The following is a 20,134-nucleotide window of genomic DNA, read 5'->3' as shown; positions in this document are numbered from 1 at the left end:
ACAATCGAGCCCACGACGATCGAGCCGACGACCACCGAGTCGACGAACCAGGAGGACCGGATGAGCGGCGGAGCCACGGTATGGCTCACCGGGCTGCCCAGCGCGGGCAAGACGACCATCGCCACCGCCCTGGCGGAGCAACTGCGCTCCGAGGGCCGGCTGGTCGAGGTGCTGGACGGCGACGAGATCCGCGAATTCCTCTCCGCCGGGCTCGGCTTCACCCGCGAGGACCGGCACACCAATGTGCAGCGGATCGGCTTCGTCGCCGAACTGCTCGCCTCGCACGGCGTGTTGGTGCTGGTCCCGGTGATCGCGCCCTACTCCGACAGCCGCGAGGCGGTCCGCAAGCGGCATCAGAGCCGCGGCACCGACTACGTCGAGGTGCACATCGCCACCCCCGTGGACGTCTGCGCGGTGCGCGACGTCAAGGGGCTGTACGCCAAGCAGGCCGCGGGCGAGCTGACCGGGCTCACCGGGGTCGACGACCCGTACGAGGTACCGCAGCACCCCGATCTGCGCATCGAGACCCAGGGCAGCAGCGTCGCGCAGTCGGCGGCCGCCGTGTACGCGTACCTCGGGGACAGCGGCCGCATCGCGAGCGAAAGAGGTAGGGCATGACGACGACCGTCGCGCAGAGCGGGGCGACCGCCAGTCCGTACGCGCTCACGCACCTGGACGCGCTGGAGTCGGAGGCGGTGCACATCTTCCGCGAGGTCGCGGGCGAGTTCGAGCGGCCGGTGATCCTCTTCTCCGGCGGCAAGGACTCGATCGTGATGCTGCACCTGGCGCTGAAGGCGTTCGCGCCGGCCGCGGTGCCGTTCTCGCTGCTGCACGTCGACACCGGCCACAACTTCCCCGAGGTGCTGGAGTACCGGGACCGTACGGTCGCCGAGCACACGTTGCGGCTGCACGTCGCGAAGGTGCAGGACTACATCGACGACGGGCGGCTGCGCGAGCGCCCGGACGGCACCCGCAACCCGCTGCAGACCGTGCCGCTCACCGAGGCGATCCAGCAGCACCGCTTCGACGCGGTGTTCGGCGGCGGCCGGCGCGACGAGGAGAAGGCGCGCGCCAAGGAGCGGGTCTTCTCGCTGCGCGACGAGTTCTCCCAGTGGGACCCGCGCCGCCAGCGCCCCGAGCTGTGGTCGCTCTACAACGGCCGGCACGCCCCCGGCGAGCACGTGCGGGTCTTCCCGCTCTCCAACTGGACCGAGCTGGACGTGTGGCAGTACATCGCCCGGGAGCACATCGCGCTGCCGCAGATCTACTTCGCGCACCGGCGGGAGGTCTTCAACCGGGCCGGCATGTGGCTGACCGCGGGCGACTGGGGCGGCCCGAAGGCCGACGAGCCGGTGCAGACCCGGCTGGTGCGCTACCGCACCGTCGGCGACATGTCCTGCACCGGCGCGGTCGACTCCGACGCCACCACACTCGAAGCGGTGATCACCGAGATCGCCGCCTCCCGGCTCACCGAGCGGGGCGCCACCCGCGCCGACGACAAGATGTCCGAGGCCGCGATGGAAGACCGCAAGCGCGAGGGGTACTTCTAGCCATGACCGGCACCACGAGCCCGATCACCGCCGAGCAGCTGTCGGCCACCACCCTGCTGCGCTTCGCCACCGCCGGCTCCGTCGACGACGGCAAGTCCACCCTGGTCGGGCGGCTGCTGCACGACTCCAAGTCGGTGCTCACCGACCAGTTGGAGGCAGTGCAGCGGGCGTCCCTGGTGCGCGGCCAGCAGGCCCCCGACCTGGCGCTGCTCACCGACGGACTGCGCGCCGAGCGCGAGCAGGGCATCACCATCGACGTCGCCTACCGCTACTTCGCCACCGCCCGGCGGCGGTTCATCCTCGCCGACACCCCCGGGCACGTGCAGTACACCCGCAACATGGTCACCGGCGCGTCCACCGCCGAACTGGCCGTGGTGCTGGTGGACGCCCGCAACGGCGTGGTCGAGCAGACCCGCCGGCACGCCGCGGTCGCCGCGCTGCTGCGGGTGCCGCACGTGGTGCTGGCGGTCAACAAGATGGACCTGGTCGACTACGCCGAGCCGGTGTTCGCCGCGATCGCCGAGGAGTTCACCGCGTACGCGGCCTCGCTCGGCGTGCCGGACGTCGCCGCCATCCCGATCTCCGCGCTCACCGGGGACAACGTGGTGGAGCCGTCGGCGAACATGGACTGGTACGGCGGCCCGACGGTGCTGGAGCACCTGGAGACCGTCCGGGTCGGCCACGACCTGACCGGCTGCCCGCCGCGCTTCCCGGTGCAGTACGTGATCCGGCCGCAGACCGCCGAGCACCCCGACTACCGCGGCTACGCCGGGCAGATCGCCTCCGGGCTGCTGCGGGTCGGCGACCCGGTGACGGTGCTGCCCTCGGGCCGTACCACCACGATCGCCGGGATCGACGCGCTCGGCACCGCGGTGGACACCGCGTGGGCCCCGCAGTCGGTGACCGTGCTGCTCACCGACGACGTGGACGTCTCCCGCGGCGATCTGATCGCGCCGACCGCCCACGCGCCGGCCGTCACCCAGGACATCACCGCCACCGCGTGCCACCTGCACGAGCGGCCGCTGCGGGTCGGCGAACGGGTGCTGCTCAAGCACGCCACCCGCACGGTGAAGGCGATCGTGAAGGAACTGCCGTACCGGATCGACCTGTCGCACGGCCTCGCCCACGAGGAGAACCCGGCGGCGCTGGAGGTCAACGACATCGGCGCGGTGGTGCTGCGCACCGCGGAGCCGCTGCCGGTGGACGCCTACGCCGAGTCGCGGCTGACCGGGTCGTTCCTGCTCATCGACCCCGCCGACGGCGCCACGCTGACGGCCGGCATGGCGGGCGAGCCGTTCGCCGCCCGCCCCCAGGCCCCGGCCGCCGACGACGACGGATGGGACTTCTGACGGTGTCTCAACTGGCTCAGGAAGCCTTCTCGGGCTTCGCGAAGGAAGGCGGGCGGGTCGGCAGCGGCCGGCTCGGCGCCGGGACGGGCGGGGTCGCACGATGTGCGGCCTGACCCGCCCGGCCGCGACCCGCACCACCGCCGCGGCCACCGCCGTACGCCGCGCACACCGCGCTCCTGCCGGGTGCGCCGCGTACCCGCTCCGTCCGCCGGACCCGAGACGCACCCGCCGTGCCCGGCACGCCCTGCCGCGGCACCGCTTCCGAGGACCTGACGCCACTCCGGCCGCGCCCTAGCCCCATCGGGCGCGACACGCCGGGCCTTACGAAGGGACACACCCGTGTCTGCCCTGCCCCGCATATCCGCCCCGCGCTCCTCCCGCCGCCGCAGACTCGTCGCCGCGGCCGCCGCACTGCCGATCCTCTTCGGCGCTCTTTCCGCCTGCGGCTACGGCTCCAGCAAGTCGAACGACGACGCCACCACCGCACCGGCCGCCGCCGGCGGCAGCACGAGCGCGAAGAAGCTCTCCACCGACGAGGTGAAGATCGGCTACTTCCCGAACCTCACCCACGCCACCGCCCTGGTCGGCCTGAAAGAGGGCTTCTTCCAGCAGGAGTTGGGCAGCACCAAGATCAAGCAGTCCACCTTCAACGCGGGCCCCGCGGAGATCGAGGCGCTCAACGCCGGCTCGATCGACATCGGCTGGATCGGCCCCTCGCCGTCCATCAACGGCTACACCCAGTCCAAGGGCTCCGACCTGAAGATCATCTCGGGGTCGGCCTCGGGCGGCGTCAAGCTGGTGGTCAACCCGAAGAAGATCAAGACCATCGCGGATCTCAAGGGCAAGAAGATCGCCACCCCGCAGCTGGGCAACACCCAGGACGTGGCGCTGCTGAACTTCATCAGGTCCAAGGGCTGGAAGGTCGACGCGCAGAGCGGCAAGGGCGACGTGTCGGTGGTCCGCACCGACAACTCGCTGGCCCCGCAGGCATACGCGAGCGGCTCCATCGACGGCGCGTGGGTGCCGGAGCCCACCGCGTCGAAGCTGGTGGACGAGGGCGCGAAGGTGCTGCTCGACGAGAGCACGCTGTGGCCGAACAAGCAGTTCGTGATCACCAACGTGATCGTGTCGCAGAAGTTCCTCAAGGCGCACCCCGACGTCGTCGAGGCGGTGCTGCGCGGCTCGGTGAAGACCAACGCGTGGATCAACGCCAACCCCGACAAGGCGAAGGCGGACGCGAACACCCAGATCAAGGCGCTGACCCAGAAGTCGCTGCCGGCCAGCCAGCTCGACCCGGCGTGGAAGTCCATCCAGGTGCTCGACGACCCGCTGGCGGACACCGCCAAGGCCGAGGCGGAGCACGCGGTGTCGGCGGGCCTGCTCAAGGCGCCGAAGCTGGACGGGATCTACGACCTCACGCTGCTCAACAAGGTCCTCAAGGAGCAGGGCAAGCCGACGGTGAGCGCCGCCGGGCTCGGCACGCAGTAGCCCCCTGCTCCGCGCGGCCGGTCCCGACGGCCCGGACAGCCCGGACGGCCCGGCCGCGTCGGCAGGTCAGCACACCTCAGCACCGCGACCTCGCGGCACCACCGCGAAGCCGTACCGCGGCACCGCACCCCGCAGCACCCGACCGACCCCATCCCTTGCGCAACCGAGGACCCCAGGAGGTGACCACCATGGCCGACACCCTCACCGGCCCCGCGGCACCGCCGGCGGGACCCGCCGGGTACGCCGCGCGCATCGACCATGTTTCGAAGGCGTTCGGCAGGCCCGGCGCCCAGCAGCTCGTGCTGGACGACATCACGCTCGACGTGGCGCCGGGCGAGTTCGTCTGCCTCCTGGGTGCCTCGGGGTGCGGCAAGTCCACCCTGCTGAACCTGGTGGCCGGCCTGGACAAGCCCTCGGCCGGCGCGATCGACGCGCCCGGCGGGCGACCCGCGCTGATGTTCCAGGAGCACGCGCTGTTCCCGTGGCTGACCGCGGGCAAGAACATCGAACTGGCGCTGCGGCTGCGCGGGGTGCCGCGCGAGGAGCGCAGGGCGGAGGCCGAACGGCTGCTGTCCCTGGTCCGGCTCGGCGACGCGTACGGCAAGCGGGTGCACGAGCTGTCCGGCGGGATGCGGCAGCGGGTGGCGCTGGCCCGGGCGCTCGCCCAGGACAGCCAACTGCTGCTGATGGACGAGCCGTTCGCGGCGCTCGACGCGATCACCCGGGACGTGCTGCACGACGAGCTGACCCGGATCTGGTCCGAGACCGACCTGTCGGTGCTGTTCGTGACCCACAACGTGCGCGAGGCGGTCCGGCTCGCCCAGCGGGTCGTGCTGCTGTCCTCCCGGCCCGGCCGGATCAACCGGGAGTGGACCATCGACATCCCGCAGCCGCGCCGTATCGAGGACGCGGGCGTGGCCGACCTGTCCATCGAGATCACCGAAGAACTCCGGGGGGAGATCCGCCGCCATGGCCAGCACTGACACCGGAGCGAAGGACACCGCGCCGCTCGACGGGAACGAGCGGGCGGACGACGAGGCGCGCGCCCAGCGGTCGGCGCGGGACCTGTCCGGCCTGGAGGCCGGCCTGGACGCGCTGGAGACCGTCTCCGTCGGCCGCACCCCGGTCGGGCAGGTGCTGCTGAAGAAGGTGCTGCCGCCGCTCAGCGCGGTCGTGCTGGTGCTGGTGGTGTGGCAGCTGTGCGTGTGGGGCAAGGTCGCCGACCCGACGAAGCTGCCCAGCCCGCACGCGGTGTGGCAGGAGCTGGCGGACCGGTGGAACGCCGGCGACCTGTTCTCGATCATCTGGACCAGCGTGGAGCGCGGTCTGCTCGGCTTCCTCGCCGCGCTGGTGATCGGCACCCCGCTGGGCCTGCTGGTCGCCCGGGTGCCCTTCGTCCGGGCCGCCATCGGGCCGATCCTGTCCGGGCTCCAGTCGCTGCCGTCGGTGGCGTGGGTGCCGGCCGCGGTGATCTGGCTGGGCCTGAGCGACTCGGCGATGTACGCGGTGATCCTGCTCGGCGCGGTCCCCTCGATCGCCAACGGCCTGGTGGCCGGCATCGACCAGGTCCCGCCGCTGTACCTGCGGGCGGGCCGCACCATCGGCGCGACCGGGCTGCGCGGCGCCTGGTTCATCCTGCTGCCCGCGTCCCTGCCGGGCTACGTGGCCGGGCTGAAGCAGGGCTGGGCGTTCTCCTGGCGCTCCCTGATGGCCGCCGAGCTGATCGCCTCCTCGCCCGACCTGGGCGTGGGGCTGGGCCGCTACCTGGAGAACATGCGCGAGGCGTCCGACATGGCCGGCGTCTTCCTCGGCATCCTGCTGATCCTCGTGGTGGGCATAGCGATCGACCTGATCGTCTTCAGCCCGCTGGAGCGCTGGGTGCTGCGCAGCCGCGGCCTGACCGCGAGGGCCCAGTAGCCGTGCGCCCGCCCCGTACGGACCCGCCCGCGCTGCTGGTGATCGCGCACGGCTCGCGCGACCCGCGGCACGCCGCGACCGTACGGGCGCTGACCGCGCGGGTGGCGACGGCCCGGCCGGGGCTGCGGGTGGACACCGCGTTCCTCGACTTCGACGCGCCGTCGGTGCCGGACGCCGTACGGCGGCTGGCGGCCGACGGCGTGTCCGACGCGGTGGCGCTGCCGCTGCTGCTGACCCGGGCGTTCCACGCCAAGACCGACATCCCGGCGGTGCTTGCCGGGTCGGCGGCCGAACTGCCGGGTCTGCGGCTGCGCACCGCGGCCGTGCTCGGTCCCTCGCCGCTGCTGACCGCCGCCCTGGAGCGGCGGCTGCGGGCGGCCGGGGTGCGGGCCCGTGACCGGGCCGGGACCGGCGTCGTCCTGGCATCGGCCGGCTCCACCGACCCGGAGGCGAGCGCGGTGATCGCAGCAATCGCGCGGGAGTGGCGGCGTACCGGTTGGTGCGCCGTGCGGCCCGCGTTCGCCTCCGCTTCCCTGCCGCGCACCGAGGACGCGGTGCGCGCGCTGCGCGCGGAAGGGGTGCGCCGGATCGCGGTGGCGCCTTACGTGCTCGCGCCCGGGTTCCTGCCGGACCGGATCGCCCGGGGCGCGCGGGAGGCGGGCGCGGACGTGCTCGCCGACGTGCTCGGCCCGGCACCCGAGGTGGCCGAGCTGCTGCTGCGCCGGTACGACGAGGCCCGCCTCGGGGCCCCTACCGCGCTCCCTCTCGGCCGCCTCGCCCTCGCCTGACCCGCCCGCGCCCCCGCGCCGACCTGCAATCACGCCTTCGCACCGGCCCGCCCCCAGCCATTACGTGTAAGGGGCACCCGCCCAGATGATCAGGGCCGCCGACCTGGGTGTGTCAGGGAGCGGGCTCGCGACACCCTGCGACTCCGCCTCCTGCGTTGTCGTCGGTCGGCGACGCTCCGCGTGGCCTCCCTCCTCCGCCTTGGACGCGAAGCCCCTTGACGCCGCTCCCTGATCCACTCCCTGACACACCCAGGTCGTTACCCCTCCGGTCGAAGGGGGGCTGTCCCCACCCTTGAGAGGGAGAACGCCTCACCTGAAGTCACCAGTTGGCCGGATGGGTCGGCGCCCCCCGAGCTCATAGCGTCATGGGTGGAAAGAGCGGCAGGTCACAGGCCGCCACCCACGACGATCCTTCAAGGGGGACACCGTGAGTCGCGCTCGCGCACACGGCAGCAGAATGGGCATCGCGGCGGCCATGGGCGGCTGGAGCGCCCGGCACCGCTGGGCGGCAGTCGGCGGCTGGCTGCTCTTCGTCATCGCGGTCATGGTGATCGGCCAGTCCGTGGGCCGCTCCGACATCGACGAGAACCGGTCGATGGCCGGCGAGGTCAACCAGGCCGCGACCATCACCGACGACGCCGGGCTGAAGGACAAGGCGTCCGAGATGGTGCTGGTGCAGACCGCGCACGGCAGCGTCACCGACCCGGCGGTCCGCACCGCGGTCGACGACGTGATGAGCGCGGTGCGCTCCACCGGCCTCGCGACGGCGATCACCTCGCCGTACGACACCCAGGCCATCTCCAAGGACCACCACTCCGCCCTGGTCCGCTTCGACATGCGCGGGTCCGCCGACGACGCCCCCGACCATGTGCAGCCGGTACTCGACGCGGTCGCCAAGACCCAGAGCGCCCACAAGGACCTGCGGATAGAGGAGTTCGGCGACGCCAGCGGCGAGCACGCGGTCGACAACGCCTTCGGCAGCGACTTCAAGACCGCGGAGTACTCCGCGGTGCCGGTCGCGCTGGCCATCCTGCTGATCGCGTTCGGCGCGCTGGTCGCCGCGCTGCTGCCGGTCGCGCTGGCGATGACCGCGTTCCTCGGCGCGGGCGGGGTGGTCGCACTGGTCAGCCACGCCATCCCGATGAGCGACACCGCCAACTCGGTGATGCTGCTGGTGGGTCTGGCGGTCGGCGTCGACTACTGCCTGTTCTACCTGCGCCGGGAGCGCGAGGAGCGCGCCGCGGGCCACGACGCCGAGACCGCGCTGCGGATCGCCGCGGCCACCTCCGGCCGGGCCATCCTGATCTCCGGGTTCACCGTGATCGTGGCGATGGCCGGGATGCTCTTCACCGGCATCGGCGACTTCAAGGCGATGGGCATGGCCACGATGATCGTGGTGGCGATCGCGATGTTCGGCTCGGTGACGGTGCTGCCCGCACTGCTGTCACTGCTGGGCCAGCGGGTCGAGAAGGGCCGCATCCCGTTCATCGGCCGCAAGTCCCGTGGCCGCGGCCGCGGCCACGCCCCGGCGGCGAACAACGGCAGCCGCTTCTGGCGGACCGTGCTGCGGCCGGTGCTGCGCAACCCGAAGGCCTCGACCCTGATCGCCGGCGGCGCCCTGGTGGCCCTCGCGATCCCGGCGTTCTCGATGCACACCGCGAACCTGTCCACGTCGCAGGAACTGGGCGACAGCCTGCCGATCATCAAGACCTACGAGCACATCAACACCGCCTTCCCCGGCGGTCCCGACCCGGCGCACGTGGTGGTCAAGGCCGACGCGATCAACTCGCCGCAGGTCAAGAAGGCCATCGCCGACTTCCGCGCCGAGGCGGTCAGTTCGGGCGCCAGCACCGGCCCGGTCACCGTCACCGTGCACGGACCGCAGAACATCGCGCGGATCGACGTGCCGCTGGCCGGCGGCAGCGACCGGTCCAAGGCCGAGGCCGACGTACGGCTGCTGCGCGACCACGTGCGGCCCGACACGCTCGGCAAGCTCGACGGGGTCCAGGCGCCGATCACCGGTGACACCGCCTCGTCGATGGACTTCACCCACAAGATCACCAGCAGCGTGCCGCCGGTGTTCGCGTTCGTGATCGTCTTCGCCTTCCTGCTGATGCTGCTCTCCTTCCGGTCCCTGACCATCGCGCTGACCTCGATCGCGCTGAACCTGCTGTCGGTGGGCGCGGCCTACGGGGTGCTGAGCCTGGTCTTCCAGCACGGCGTCGGCGCCTCGCTGGTCGGCGCGCACAGCAGCGGCGCCGTGGTGGCCTGGCTGCCGCTGTTCCTCTTCGTGATCCTCTTCGGGCTGAGCATGGACTACCACGTGTTCGTGGTCTCCCGAATCCGCGAGGCGCGGATGCGCGGCCTGACCACCAAGGCCGCGATCGAGCACGGCATCACCACCACCGCGGGCGTGGTCACCAGCGCCGCCGTCATCATGGTCGCGGTCTTCGCGATCTTCGGGACGCTGTCGATGCAGAGCATGAAGCAGATGGGTGTCGGCCTGGCCTTCGCGGTGCTGATCGACGCCACCGTGATCCGCGGGGTGCTGCTGCCGGCGGTGATGACGCTGCTCGGCGAGCGGAACTGGTACCTGCCGCGGTGGATGCGGCGGATGCCCGACCTGACCCACGACGAGTCGGTGCTGCCGCTGCCGCCGGTCGCCGAGAGCCGGCCGCCGCTGCCGGTCCCGGACCGCGTCTGACCAGCACCGACAGACCCAAAGTGCCCCCGCGCCGCGTCGGCTCGGGGGCACTGTCGGTGCCCGCGGGTACGGTGGGCCCATGAGCGTACGGCAGAGCGCGAGCAGGGCCGCGGCGGCCGGGTCGACCCGGTCCGGCGGTGGGATCGAGGGGCGCCTGGAGGCGCACCGGGCCGAGTTGACCGGGTACTGCTATCGCATGCTCGGCTCCGCCTTCGAGGCCGAGGACGCGGTGCAGGAGACGATGGTGCGGGCCTGGCGGGGTGCCGACGGCTTCGAGGGCCGCGCGAGCCTGCGCTCGTGGCTGTACCGCATCGCGACGAACGTCTGCCTGGACAGCCTGAAGGCGGGCAAGCGCCGGGCCCGGCCGATGGACCTGTCGCCGGCCTCGCGGGCCGACGCGGCGCTGCCGGACCGCACCCCGGAGGCGGACTGGGTGGAGCCCGTGCCGGACCTGCGGGCGCTGCCGTCGGCGGGCGACCCGGCCGACGTGGTGGTCTCCCGCGAGAGCATCCGGCTGGCCTTCGTGGCCGCCCTCCAGCACCTGCCGCCGCGGCAGCGGGCCGTGCTGATCCTGCGGGAGGTGCTGGCCTGGAAGGCGAGCGAGACCGCCGAACTCCTCGGCACCACCGTCGCGTCGGTCAACAGCGCCCTGCAGCGCGCCCGCGCCACCCTGGCGGACGCCGGGCTCTCCGACACCCGCCCGGCCGCGCCCGAGGGCTCCCAGGGCGCCCCGCACGCCCCGGCGACGGCCGCCATGGACAAGGAGCGGCAGGCCCTGCTGGACCGCTATGTCGACGCCTTCGAGCGGTACGACCTCGACGCCCTCACCAGCCTGCTGCACGAGGACGCCACCATGACCATGCCGCCGTACCCGCTGTGGCTGCGGGGAGCCGGGGAGATACGCGCGTGGCTCGCCGGCACCGGCCGTGAATGCGAGGGCTCCCGGCTGCTGCCGGTCGCGGCGAACGGCGCACCCGGTTTCGGCCAGTACCGCCGCGACCCGTCCGGGCACGGCCACCGCGCGTGGGCGCTCCAGGTGCTCGACATCTCAGACGGGCGCGTCACCGGGCTCAACGCGTTCCTGGACACCGAGCGGCTCTTCCCGCTCTTCGGGCTCCCACTCGAACTGCCCAGCGAGCCCGGCGAGTTCGAGCAGTCCACGTAGCGGGGCCGAGGCGCCGCGCAGCCGCACCCGGTGACCGGCCCGGCGAGCGGCCAGCGCGACATGGGCCAGCGCGGACAGCGTGGCCCGGTCGGCGGCGAGGCCGGCCACGTCCAGGGGCACCACCGCCATCGCCCCTCCTCGGTTTTCGCGTCCCGCATCCCGTTTCCTGTCCCGTTTCGGTCACCCGAACGGGCCTGCACGTGATACGACCAGTGCCGGGGTCGTAACTCATCGGTACTACGGGTACGTATTCGCGACAGGTTTCAGCGGACTTCCCGGAAATCTGCAGCGAATCCACCGAGTGCGGGTGCGAGACTTGCCGTTGCCCCGCCGCATGGCCGATTCCTTCGGCATATGCGAACGGGCGGTGCGGGTGGGCCGCATGGCAGAGAAGCGAGAGGCTGGGCATGGCGGACGCGGTGTTCACGCAGGACCGGGCGCGGGCGGTGCTGGACGCTGCCGGGCACCGGGAGGCCGATCTGCTCTCCTTCGGGGAGAACGCGGTCTTCGCCGCCGGGCGGCTGGTGATCAAGGTGGGGCGCGGCGCCGATCTGCTGGACCGGGCCAAACGCGAGGTGCGCACCGCGGATTGGCTCGCCAAGCACGACGTGCCCGCGGTGCGCTCCGCCGAGTCCGAGGTGCGGCTGGTGGAGGGGCACCCGATCACGTACTGGCAGCGGCTGCCGGAGTCGCTGCGGCCCGCCGCGACCGTCGACGTGGCACCGCTGCTGCGGCTCGTCCACGCCCTGCCGGAACCGGACTTCGGGTTGCCGCCGCGCGATCTGCTGGCCGGGGTGGAGCGGTGGCTGCGGGCGGCCGGCGACGCGGTGGACCCGGCCGACTCGGCGTATCTGCGCCGCCGCAGGGACGCTTTCGCGCAGGCCGCGGCCGACCTCGTGCCGCGCCTGCCGCGCGGCCCGATCCACGGCGACGCGCTCCCCCGCAACGTGCATATCGGGCCGGACGGGCCCGTCCTGGTCGACCTGGAGACCTTCTCCTCCGACCTGCGCGAGCACGACCTGGTGGTCCAGGCGCTCAGCCGCGACCGCTACGGGGTGCCCGCCGCGGACTACGCCGCCTTCACGGCCGCCTACGGCTGGGACGTCACCACCTGGGACGGCTACGAGGCGCTGCGCGGCGCCCGGGAGACCGCGGGGTGCGCCTGGGTCGCCCAGCACGCCCCGGCGAACCCGGCGGCCCGCACGGAGTTCCGCCGGCGCGTGGCCTCGCTCCGCGCGGAGGACCCGTCCGTACGGTGGTATTCGTTCTAGCCGAACCCGTCAACGGGCAGCCCCTTGCGGTCTGACGGTGCGTTGTGGCTGGTCGCGTCCCCCTGCGGGGTGGCTGCCTCGTCCTCGTCTGACGGTGCGTTGTGCCTGGTCGCGTCCCCCTGCGGGGTGGCTGCCTCGTCCTCGTCTGACGGCCCGTGGGTGGCTTGTCGCGCAGTTCCCCGCGCCCCTGATTGTTGCCCTCTTCCGCGCGGCTCAGCCACCCCGTGGCGTGGAACCGTCAGCCGACGACGGCGTGCAACCCCATCAGGGACGCTGGGGGAGGAACCGCGCGACAAGCCACCCACGGGCCGCACGTTCCGGCACTCACGTGGCCGGGCAGCCCGGGGGCGCAGGGGCACCCTGAACCCCGTACACCGAGAACTTCACGCACTCACGGCGGAGCCGTCACCCGTGGACCGGGTGGGCCGGGCGGAGGGGCCAGTGCGGGTCCACCACAGCGGCAGCGTCCTTGCGGCGAAGCCATCCCTGGAAGTCCTCGGCCCACGCGGCGTACCAGAGCCGTTGGCGCTCCTGGAGGTCCCACAGATCGGCCTCGCCCGCCTCGGCGAACCGCAGCGCGACCGCCCGGGCCACCCGGACCGCCGCGAGGGCGTCGGCGCCCGCCTCGTGGGCGCCGTCGAGTACCACGCCGTACACCGCGCACGCGGCCTCCAGCGTGCGCTTGCCGCGCCGGTAGCGGTCGAGCGCGCGGTCGATGACGAGCGGGTCGATCACCGGCCCCGCGGTCCCCTCGCCGGAGGCGAGCCTCGGCAGGGCGTACCGCGCCAACTCCTCGTCCAGAAGGGTGAGGTCGAAGGGCGCGTTGTAGACGACGACGGGCACCCGGGCCGCCCAGTAGCCGCGCAGCGCGTCCGCGACCTCGGCGACGACCTCGGGTGCGGGCCGCCCGTGCGCGGTCGCCCGCTCGGTGCTGACGCCGTGTATGGCGGTGGTCTCCGCGGGGATCGGCACGCCCGGGTCGGCGAGCCAGCTGCGGCGCCGCACCGGCTCCCCCGCCTTGACCTCGGTGACCGCCGCGGTCACGATGCGGGCCTGCCGCGGATCGGTCCCCGTGGTCTCCAGGTCGAAGCCGACCAGCAGATCCTCGTGCCATGCCATGGCGTGTCCTTCCAGCCGTTCTCCCCCGTGTGCCCTGCCATCATCGCCTGACCCACTGACACTCCCGGCAGCCGGGCAGCACCGTTCCGGCGCCCGCGGCGTGGTAGGGCCCGTCCTTCGGCGGCGGGTCAGGACACCGGACGGGAGTCGGTCCAGATGCCCTCGAACTCCTCGCGGTAGACGTCGAACAGGCCGCCCTCAGCCGGCTTGTCGTCGTTGACCACCCGCCGGGTGCCGCCGCGCAGCACCAGCACCGGCACCTCCATGCCGCGGGCCCGCCGCAGGTAGGTCTGCACCACGGCGAGTCCGTCGGTGCTGTCCCCGTCCACGAGGTACGCGGTGAAGCGCGGTGTCTCGTCGAACACCTGGATCTCGAACGCGCCCTGGTCGCGCACCCGGGCGCGGACCCGCCGCATGTGCAGGATGTTCATCTCCACCGACCGGCTCAGCTCGCCGCGCCCGAGGCCGAGTTCGCGCTCGCGGCGGCGTACCGCGCTGCTGGCCGGGTTGAGGAAGAGCAGCCGCACCCGGCAGCCGGACTCCGCGAGCCGGACCAGCCGCCGCCCGGAGTAGTTCTGCACCAGCAGGTTCAGGCCGATGCCGACCGCGTCCAGCCGTCTGGCCCCGGCGAAGAGGTCCTCGACCGGCAGTTGGCGCTGGAGCCGTACCCGGTCGGGGTAGACGCCGACCACGTCGGAGTAGCGGTCGGCGACCAGCTCCTCCACCGCGTCCACCGGCAGCCGCTGCTTGGCCGTACGCGAGGGTCCCGAGCCCAGCAGCTCCAGCAGCCGCGCGGAGGAGCGCTCGACCTGGTCCAGCACGGTGCGCGACAGCGCCCGGTTGCGGGAGACCACGTGCCGGGCCACTTCCAGCTCGTCCAGGGCGAGTTCGAGCTCGCGCCGGTCGTCGAAGTACGGCTCGAAGCACGGCCAGTGCTGCACCACCAGCTCGCGGAGCTGGGGCAGCGTCAGGAAGCTGAGGACGTTGTCGTCGGCGGGGTCGAGCAGGAAGCCCTTGCGGCGGCTGACCTCGCGGACCGCGACGGCCCGCTGCACCCACTCGTGGCCGGCCGGTCCCGCGGCGGCGACCACCCACTCGTCGCCGTGCACCGGCTCGTAGATCGGCCGCAGCACCGCGTTGACCACGGCCCGCAGCCGCTGCTCGACGAGGTTGAGCCACACATAGGCCCGGCCGGCCCGGCGGGCGCGGGTGCGCACCTCGGCCCACGCGTCGGCGCCCCAGTCCAGTTCCGCGCCGATCTCCAGCGGCGCGGCGACGGAGACCACGCCTGGCAGCGTGGGCACCCCGTCGTCCGGGGCATCCCCCGTGACGTGCCGGTCACCCTGCTCACCGCCACCCGGGAGCATCAGACCTCCGGACGTCACCACCTCACCGCCTCCCACCCCCGTCCACGATCAAGGAAGGGTACTGCGGTGCGGGGGGTGTCGCAGCCGGAACGACCCTACTTGACTACTAGCAGACAACCCCATCAGCCGTTCCGTCGCAGGCCGTTGCCGCAGTGTCACCCTCGGGAGGGAGCGGGATGGGAGGATGCTGTCGCAACGTCACTGCCGGTCGTGCGGCCACCCGCCGCGCGGCCGGTCCCCGGAGCGGAAGAGTCCTCACATGCAAGTCTGGCCGGGTCAGTCGTACCCGCTCGGTGCCACCTTCGACGGCGCGGGCACCAACTTCGCCGTCTTCTCCGAGGTGGCCTCGCGGATCGAGCTGTGTCTCCTGCAGGACGACGGCTCCGAGACGGCGGTGGAACTGCGGGAGGCGGACGCCTTCGTCCGGCACGCCTACCTGCCCGGGGTGATGCCCGGCCAGCGGTACGGCTTCCGGGTGCACGGGCCGTACGACCCGGCCCGCGGGCACCGCTGCAACTCCGCGAAGCTGCTGCTGGACCCGTACGCCAAGGCGGTGAGCGGCGGCATCGACTGGGACGAGGCGGTCTACGGCTACCGGTTCGGGCAGCCCGACTCCCGCAACGACCTGGACTCCGCCCCGCACACGATGTCGTCGGTGGTGGTCAATCCGTACTTCGACTGGGCCGAGGACCGCCCGCCGCGCATCGACTACCACAAGACGGTCATCTACGAGGCGCACGTCAAGGGCCTGACGATGACCCACCCGGGGCTGCCGGAGGAGATCCGCGGCACCTACGCGGCGCTGGCGCACCCGTCGGTGATCAGCCATCTCGTCGAACTCGGCGTCACCACCCTCGAACTGATGCCGGTGCACCAGTTCATCCAGGACCACCGGCTGGCCGACGCCGGGCTGGCCAACTACTGGGGCTACAACACCATCGGCTTCTTCGCCCCGCACAACGGCTACTCCTCGCTGGGCGACCGCGGCCAGCAGGTGCTGGAGTTCAAGACCGCGGTGCGCGCGCTGCACCGGGCGGGCATCGAGGTGATCCTCGACGTGGTCTACAACCACACCGCCGAGGGCAGCCACCTGGGCCCCACGCTGTCGCTGCGCGGCCTGGACAACGCGTCGTACTACCGGCTCGGCGGCGACAAGCGCTATTACACGGACACCACCGGCACCGGCAACAGCCTGCTGATGCGCAGCCCGCACGTGCTCCAGCTGATCATGGACAGCCTGCGCTACTGGGTGACCGAGATGCACGTCGACGGGTTCCGGTTCGACCTGGCGGCCACGCTGGCCCGGCAGTTCCACGAGGTGGACCGGCTGTCGTCCTTCTTCGACCTGGTGCAGCAGGACCCGGTGGTCTCCCAGGTGAAGCTGATCGCCGAGCCGTGGGACGTCGGCGAGGGCGGCTACCAGGTCGGCAACTTCCCGCCGCTGTGGACGGAGTGGAACGGCAAGTTCCGTGACACGGTGCGCGACCTGTGGCGCGGCGAGAGCGCCACGCTGGCGGAGTTCGGCTCGCGGCTGACCGGCTCCTCCGACCTCTACCAGGACGACGGCCGCCGCCCGCTCGCCTCGATCAACTTCGTCACCTGCCACGACGGCTTCACCCTGCGCGACCTGGTGTCGTACAACGACAAGCGCAACGACGCCAACGGCGAGGGCAACCGGGACGGCGAGAGCTTCAACCGGTCGTGGAACTGCGGCACCGAGGGGCCGACCGAGGACCGAGCGGTGCAGGCGCTGCGGCTGCGCCAGATGCGGAACTTCATCGCCACCCTGATGCTCTCGCAGGGCGTGCCGATGCTCAGCCACGGCGACGAGTTCGGCCGCACCCAGCGCGGCAACAACAACGTCTACTGCCAGGACAACGAACTGGCCTGGATCGGCTGGCCCGGCAAGCCCGGCAGCAGCGAGGCCGACGACGAGGCGCTGAAGCTGCACGAGTTCGTCAAGACGATGGTGTGGCTGCGCCGCGACCACGCGGTCTTCCGGCGCCGCCGCTTCTTCCACGGCCGGCCGGTGCAGGGCACCCACGACGAGCTGTCGGACATCGCCTGGTTCACCCCCGACGGGCGGGAGATGACGCAGCGGGACTGGCAGGCCGCGCACGCCAGGTCGCTGGTGGTGTTCCTGAACGGCAACGCGATCTCCGAGCCGGGCCCGCGCGGGGAGCCGGTCACCGACGACTCGTTCCTGCTGCTGTTCAACGCGGCGCCGCGCGCGCTGGAGTTCGTGCTGCCGGTCAACCACGGCAAGGAGTGGCAGCTCGTGATCGACACCGAGCGGCCGGACGGGGTGCCGCCGGGCGGCGGTGAGAAGGTCAGGGGCGGGGACTCCCTGCTGCTGGCCGATCGCAGCATCGTGGTGCTCCAGCGGCCGCCGGACTGACCGGCGCTGACCCGTACGGGTGACATGCGGCGGGCGCCCGGGTGACAGCGGGCGGCCGGGCTCGGGCGGCGCGCACGGGCGGGCGGGCCGTGTCGGGCGGCGCGGGCCGGTTCGGGCCGGCCTGGCGCGCCTGTTCGGCCGATCCGGGGTAGAGAAGACCTCATGACGGCTTTCCCGGCGCCTCCTGTGGTGCCCGCCTCGACCTACCGGATACAGCTGCAGCCCCGGTTCACCTTCGCCGACACGGCCGCCCGGGTCCCGTACCTGGCCGCGCTCGGCGTCACCCATCTGCACCTGTCGCCGGTCCTGGAGTCGGTGCCCGGCTCGACGCACGGGTACGACGTGGTGGACCACACCCGTGTGCGCGCGGAGCTGGGCGGTGAGCAGGGGCTGCGGGAGCTGTCCGCGCGGGCCCGGGCGCACGGCCTGGGCCTGGTGCTGGACGTGGTGCCGAACCACATGGCGGTGCCGGCGCCGGAGCACCTCAACGGTCCGCTGTGGGAGGTGCTGCGGGACGGTCCCTGCTCGCGGTACGCCGACTGGTTCGACATCGACTGGGCGGCGCGCGGCGGGCGGGTGCTGCTGCCGGTGCTGGGCGAGCCTCTGCCGGACGTGCTGGGCGAGCTGGCGGTGGTGGCCGACAAGCGCGCCGAGCGGGCGGAGGAGGGCGCGGGAGCGGCCCCGGCGGGGGCGGGCACGGGAGCGGCGGCGGGGGCGGGCTCCGGGGGCGGCAAGGTGCTGGCGTACTACGAGCACCGCTTCCCGCTGCGGGCCGGCACCGAGGAGCTGCCGCTGCCGGAGCTGGTGGCCGCGCAGCACTACGAACTGGCGTACTGGCGGGCTGCGCGCACCGAGCTGAACTACCGCCGCTTCTTCACCATCTCCGACCTGATCGCGGTCCGCGTGGAGCGGCCGGAGGTGTTCGAGGCGACCCATGCGACGGTGCTGCGGCTGCTGCGGGAGGGCGTCGCCGAGGGGCTGCGGATCGACCATCCGGACGGGCTCGCCGACCCGGCGGGCTATCTGGAGCAGTTGGCGCAGGCGAGCGGGGGCCGCTGGACGGTGGTGGAGAAGATCCTCCAGCGCCGGGAGCAGCTGCCGGCGGACTGGCGGTGCGCGGGCACCACCGGATACGACGCGCTCGACCGGATCGACGGGCTGTTCACCGATCCGCGCGGGGCCGCCCAAGTGGCCGACTTCTACCGCGAGTTCACCGGGGTGTCGGACGACGCGGGCGGGCGCTGGCAGCCGACGGTGCGGCGGGCCGCGTACCGGGTGGTGGGCCGGGAACTGGCCGCGGAGGTCGCGCGGCTGGTGCGCGGCGCGGACCGGGCCCAGCGGGCGCACCAGGTGGCGGGCCCCGTCGCGGAGGTAAGCCCCGCACGCCAGGACGACGCCCCTGACGTCAGGACCGACCACCAGGATGCCGACCCTTACGCGCCGCCCTACGCGCCGGAGGTCCTGGCGGACGCGCTGCGCGAACTGCTGGTGCGCATCCCTGTCTACCGCTCCTACGTACGGCCCGGCGCCGAGCCCGCGGACGCCGACGTCATCATGCTCACCCATGCCGCGAAGCGGGCGATCGGCGACTGCGGATGGCGGCTTGCCCCCGCGCTCGGCATGCTCCGCGACCTCGCGCTCGGCCGGCTCGACGCGGCCGGCTGCGCCCCCGGCCCGGACGCCGACGACTTCGTCGTCCGCTTCCCCCAGGTCGCCTCCGCGCTGCACGCCAAGTCCGTCGAGGACGCCGCGTTCTACCGGTACGGCCCGCTGCTGCCGCTGTGCGAGGTCGGCCGCGATCCCGGGTCGCCGGCCGTCTCCCCCGAGCAGTTCCACGCCTACTGCGAGCAGCGGCGGCGCACCCGGCCCGCCACCGGCACGGTGCTGTCCACCCACGACACCAAGCGCGGCGCCGATCTGCGGCTGCGGCTGGCGGTGCTGTCCGAGTGTCCGGACGCCTGGCGGGAGTGGCTGACCGCCGGATCGAGCCGCGCCGGGCGGAGCGGTGCCGCCGCGCCCGACCGGCACACCGAGTACACCGTCTACCAGACCGCGCTCGGCCTCGGCTCGGGCGACCCCGACCGGCTGGTGCCCGCCGCCCTGAAGTCCGTACGCGAGGCGGGCCTGCGCACCACCTGGACCGAGCAGGACGGGGACTACGAGACGGCGGTCGCCGACTTCACTCGCGAGGGCCCGTGCGGGGCGCGGCTGGACGACGTGGGCACGTTCGCCGCGGGCCTGGAGCCGTACGCCACCGCGAACTCGCTCGGCGCGGCCCTGCTGCACCTGACCATGCCCGGCGTGCCCGACCTCTACCAGGGCACCGAGTTCCCCGTGTACACGCTCGTCGACCCCGACAACCGCGGCCCGCTGGGCGAGGCCGAGCCCGGCACGGTCCGGACCGGCGTCGACCGCATCCTGGAGCGGGTGCTGGACGGCGCCGAGCCGCAGGGCCCCGACGAGGTGAAGCTGCGGCTGACCGCCGTCGCGCTGCGGCTGCGCCGCGACCACCCCGAGTGGTACGGCCCGCAGGCCGGCTACGCCCCGCTGAGCGCCGACGGCCCGGCCGCGGCGCACTGCGTGGCCTTCGTCCGCGGCGGCGCGGCCCTGACCGTGGTGACGCGGCTGTCCCGGCGGCTGGAGGAGTCCGGCGGGTGGCGCGGCAGCGTCCTGCCGCTGCCGCCGGGCCGCTGGCACGACCGGATCGTGGGCACCGTCCACGAGGGAGCGGTCCCGCTCGCCGACCTCCTCGACACCTCCCCGGTGGCGCTGCTCACCCGCGAGTGACGACCTGGTGCACGAGAGGCGGTGGATCGGCGAACGGCGTCATGGGCTTCGGCTGCAAGGCGCCGAAGTGTCCTCAGGGCGGTTTCCTGAGGGCATTTCGGCAGCGCCGCAGACGGAGTCGCAGGGCGTCGCGAGCCCGCCGCCCCTCGTGCACCAGGTCCTTCAAGTACCCCGCGCCGCCCCGCCCGGTTGCTCCGGGTGACCCCGCCTCCGGCGGGTTCTCCCGAGCCC

14 protein-coding genes are annotated in these 20,134 nt (G+C 73.0%); 12 read left to right on the top strand and 2 right to left on the bottom strand.

Annotated features, from left to right (window positions below):
- The first annotated feature begins 18 nt into the window (after positions 1-18).
- The 10 genes from cysC (at position 19) to OG370_RS32335 (ending at position 12,232) form a co-directional block, all read left to right on the top strand.
- Positions 19-618 carry an adenylyl-sulfate kinase gene (cysC, locus tag OG370_RS32380; RefSeq protein WP_328474633.1) on the top strand — a complete coding sequence of 200 codons (600 nt, stop codon included), beginning with the start codon at positions 19-21 and terminating at the stop codon, positions 616-618.
- Positions 615-1,550 carry a sulfate adenylyltransferase subunit CysD gene (gene cysD, locus OG370_RS32375; protein WP_328470514.1) on the top strand — a complete coding sequence of 312 codons (936 nt, stop codon included), beginning with the start codon at positions 615-617 and terminating at the stop codon, positions 1,548-1,550. Before cysC ends, cysD begins: the two co-directional genes overlap by 4 nt.
- Positions 1,551-1,552: 2 nt before the next feature.
- A complete protein-coding gene (locus OG370_RS32370) occupies positions 1,553-2,899 on the top strand; it encodes a sulfate adenylyltransferase subunit 1 (protein ID WP_328470513.1) in 1,347 nt (448 codons plus the stop codon).
- Between the two features lie 339 nt (positions 2,900-3,238).
- Positions 3,239-4,387: an aliphatic sulfonate ABC transporter substrate-binding protein gene (locus OG370_RS32365; RefSeq protein ID WP_443060786.1), complete on the top strand. Its 1,149-nt coding sequence runs from the start codon at positions 3,239-3,241 to the stop codon at positions 4,385-4,387.
- 179 nt (positions 4,388-4,566) lie between these two features.
- Complete coding sequence (locus OG370_RS32360; protein ID WP_402448636.1) at positions 4,567-5,370, top strand: ABC transporter ATP-binding protein; 804 nt, start codon at positions 4,567-4,569, stop codon at positions 5,368-5,370.
- Positions 5,357-6,304 carry an ABC transporter permease gene (locus OG370_RS32355; RefSeq protein ID WP_328470511.1) on the top strand — a complete coding sequence of 316 codons (948 nt, stop codon included), beginning with the start codon at positions 5,357-5,359 and terminating at the stop codon, positions 6,302-6,304. Before OG370_RS32360 ends, OG370_RS32355 begins: the two co-directional genes overlap by 14 nt.
- Positions 6,305-6,306: 2 nt before the next feature.
- Positions 6,307-7,092 (top strand): sirohydrochlorin chelatase, encoded by a 786-nt coding sequence (locus OG370_RS32350; RefSeq protein ID WP_328470510.1) that lies wholly within the window; start codon positions 6,307-6,309, stop codon positions 7,090-7,092.
- Between the two features lie 457 nt (positions 7,093-7,549).
- On the top strand, positions 7,550-9,796 hold the full coding sequence (locus tag OG370_RS32345) for an MMPL family transporter (protein ID WP_328474628.1): 2,247 nt from the start codon (positions 7,550-7,552) through the stop codon (positions 9,794-9,796).
- Positions 9,797-9,875: 79 nt separating this feature from the next.
- Positions 9,876-10,961, top strand: a complete 1,086-nt coding sequence (locus tag OG370_RS32340) for a sigma-70 family RNA polymerase sigma factor (RefSeq protein WP_328470509.1) — start codon at positions 9,876-9,878, stop codon at positions 10,959-10,961.
- A 407-nt stretch (positions 10,962-11,368) separates the two neighbouring features.
- Positions 11,369-12,232, top strand: a complete 864-nt coding sequence (locus OG370_RS32335) for an aminoglycoside phosphotransferase family protein (RefSeq protein ID WP_328470508.1) — start codon at positions 11,369-11,371, stop codon at positions 12,230-12,232.
- Positions 12,233-12,637: 405 nt separating this feature from the next.
- Here the strand turns inward: OG370_RS32335 and OG370_RS32330 are convergent, their stop codons facing one another.
- Positions 12,638-13,351: a 3'-5' exonuclease gene (locus tag OG370_RS32330; RefSeq protein ID WP_328470507.1), complete on the bottom strand. Its 714-nt coding sequence runs from the start codon at positions 13,349-13,351 to the stop codon at positions 12,638-12,640.
- Positions 13,352-13,479: 128 nt separating this feature from the next.
- Complete coding sequence (locus OG370_RS32325; RefSeq protein ID WP_443060785.1) at positions 13,480-14,736, bottom strand: SAV2148 family HEPN domain-containing protein; 1,257 nt, start codon at positions 14,734-14,736, stop codon at positions 13,480-13,482.
- Between the two features lie 241 nt (positions 14,737-14,977).
- Here OG370_RS32325 and glgX point away from each other — a divergent pair, with 241 nt between their 5' ends.
- Both glgX and OG370_RS32315 read left to right on the top strand, forming a co-directional pair.
- Positions 14,978-17,116, top strand: coding sequence for a glycogen debranching protein GlgX (gene glgX / locus OG370_RS32320; protein ID WP_328470506.1), 2,139 nt, complete (start codon positions 14,978-14,980; stop codon positions 17,114-17,116).
- 162 nt (positions 17,117-17,278) lie between these two features.
- Positions 17,279-19,903 (top strand): alpha-amylase family glycosyl hydrolase, encoded by a 2,625-nt coding sequence (locus OG370_RS32315; RefSeq protein ID WP_328470505.1) that lies wholly within the window; start codon positions 17,279-17,281, stop codon positions 19,901-19,903.
- Positions 19,904-20,134 lie beyond the last annotated feature (231 nt).

The organism is Streptomyces sp. NBC_00448 (assembly GCF_036014115.1).
GTDB lineage: Bacteria > Actinomycetota > Actinomycetes > Streptomycetales > Streptomycetaceae > Actinacidiphila.
This window is presented reverse-complemented; position numbering and strand designations above follow the sequence as displayed.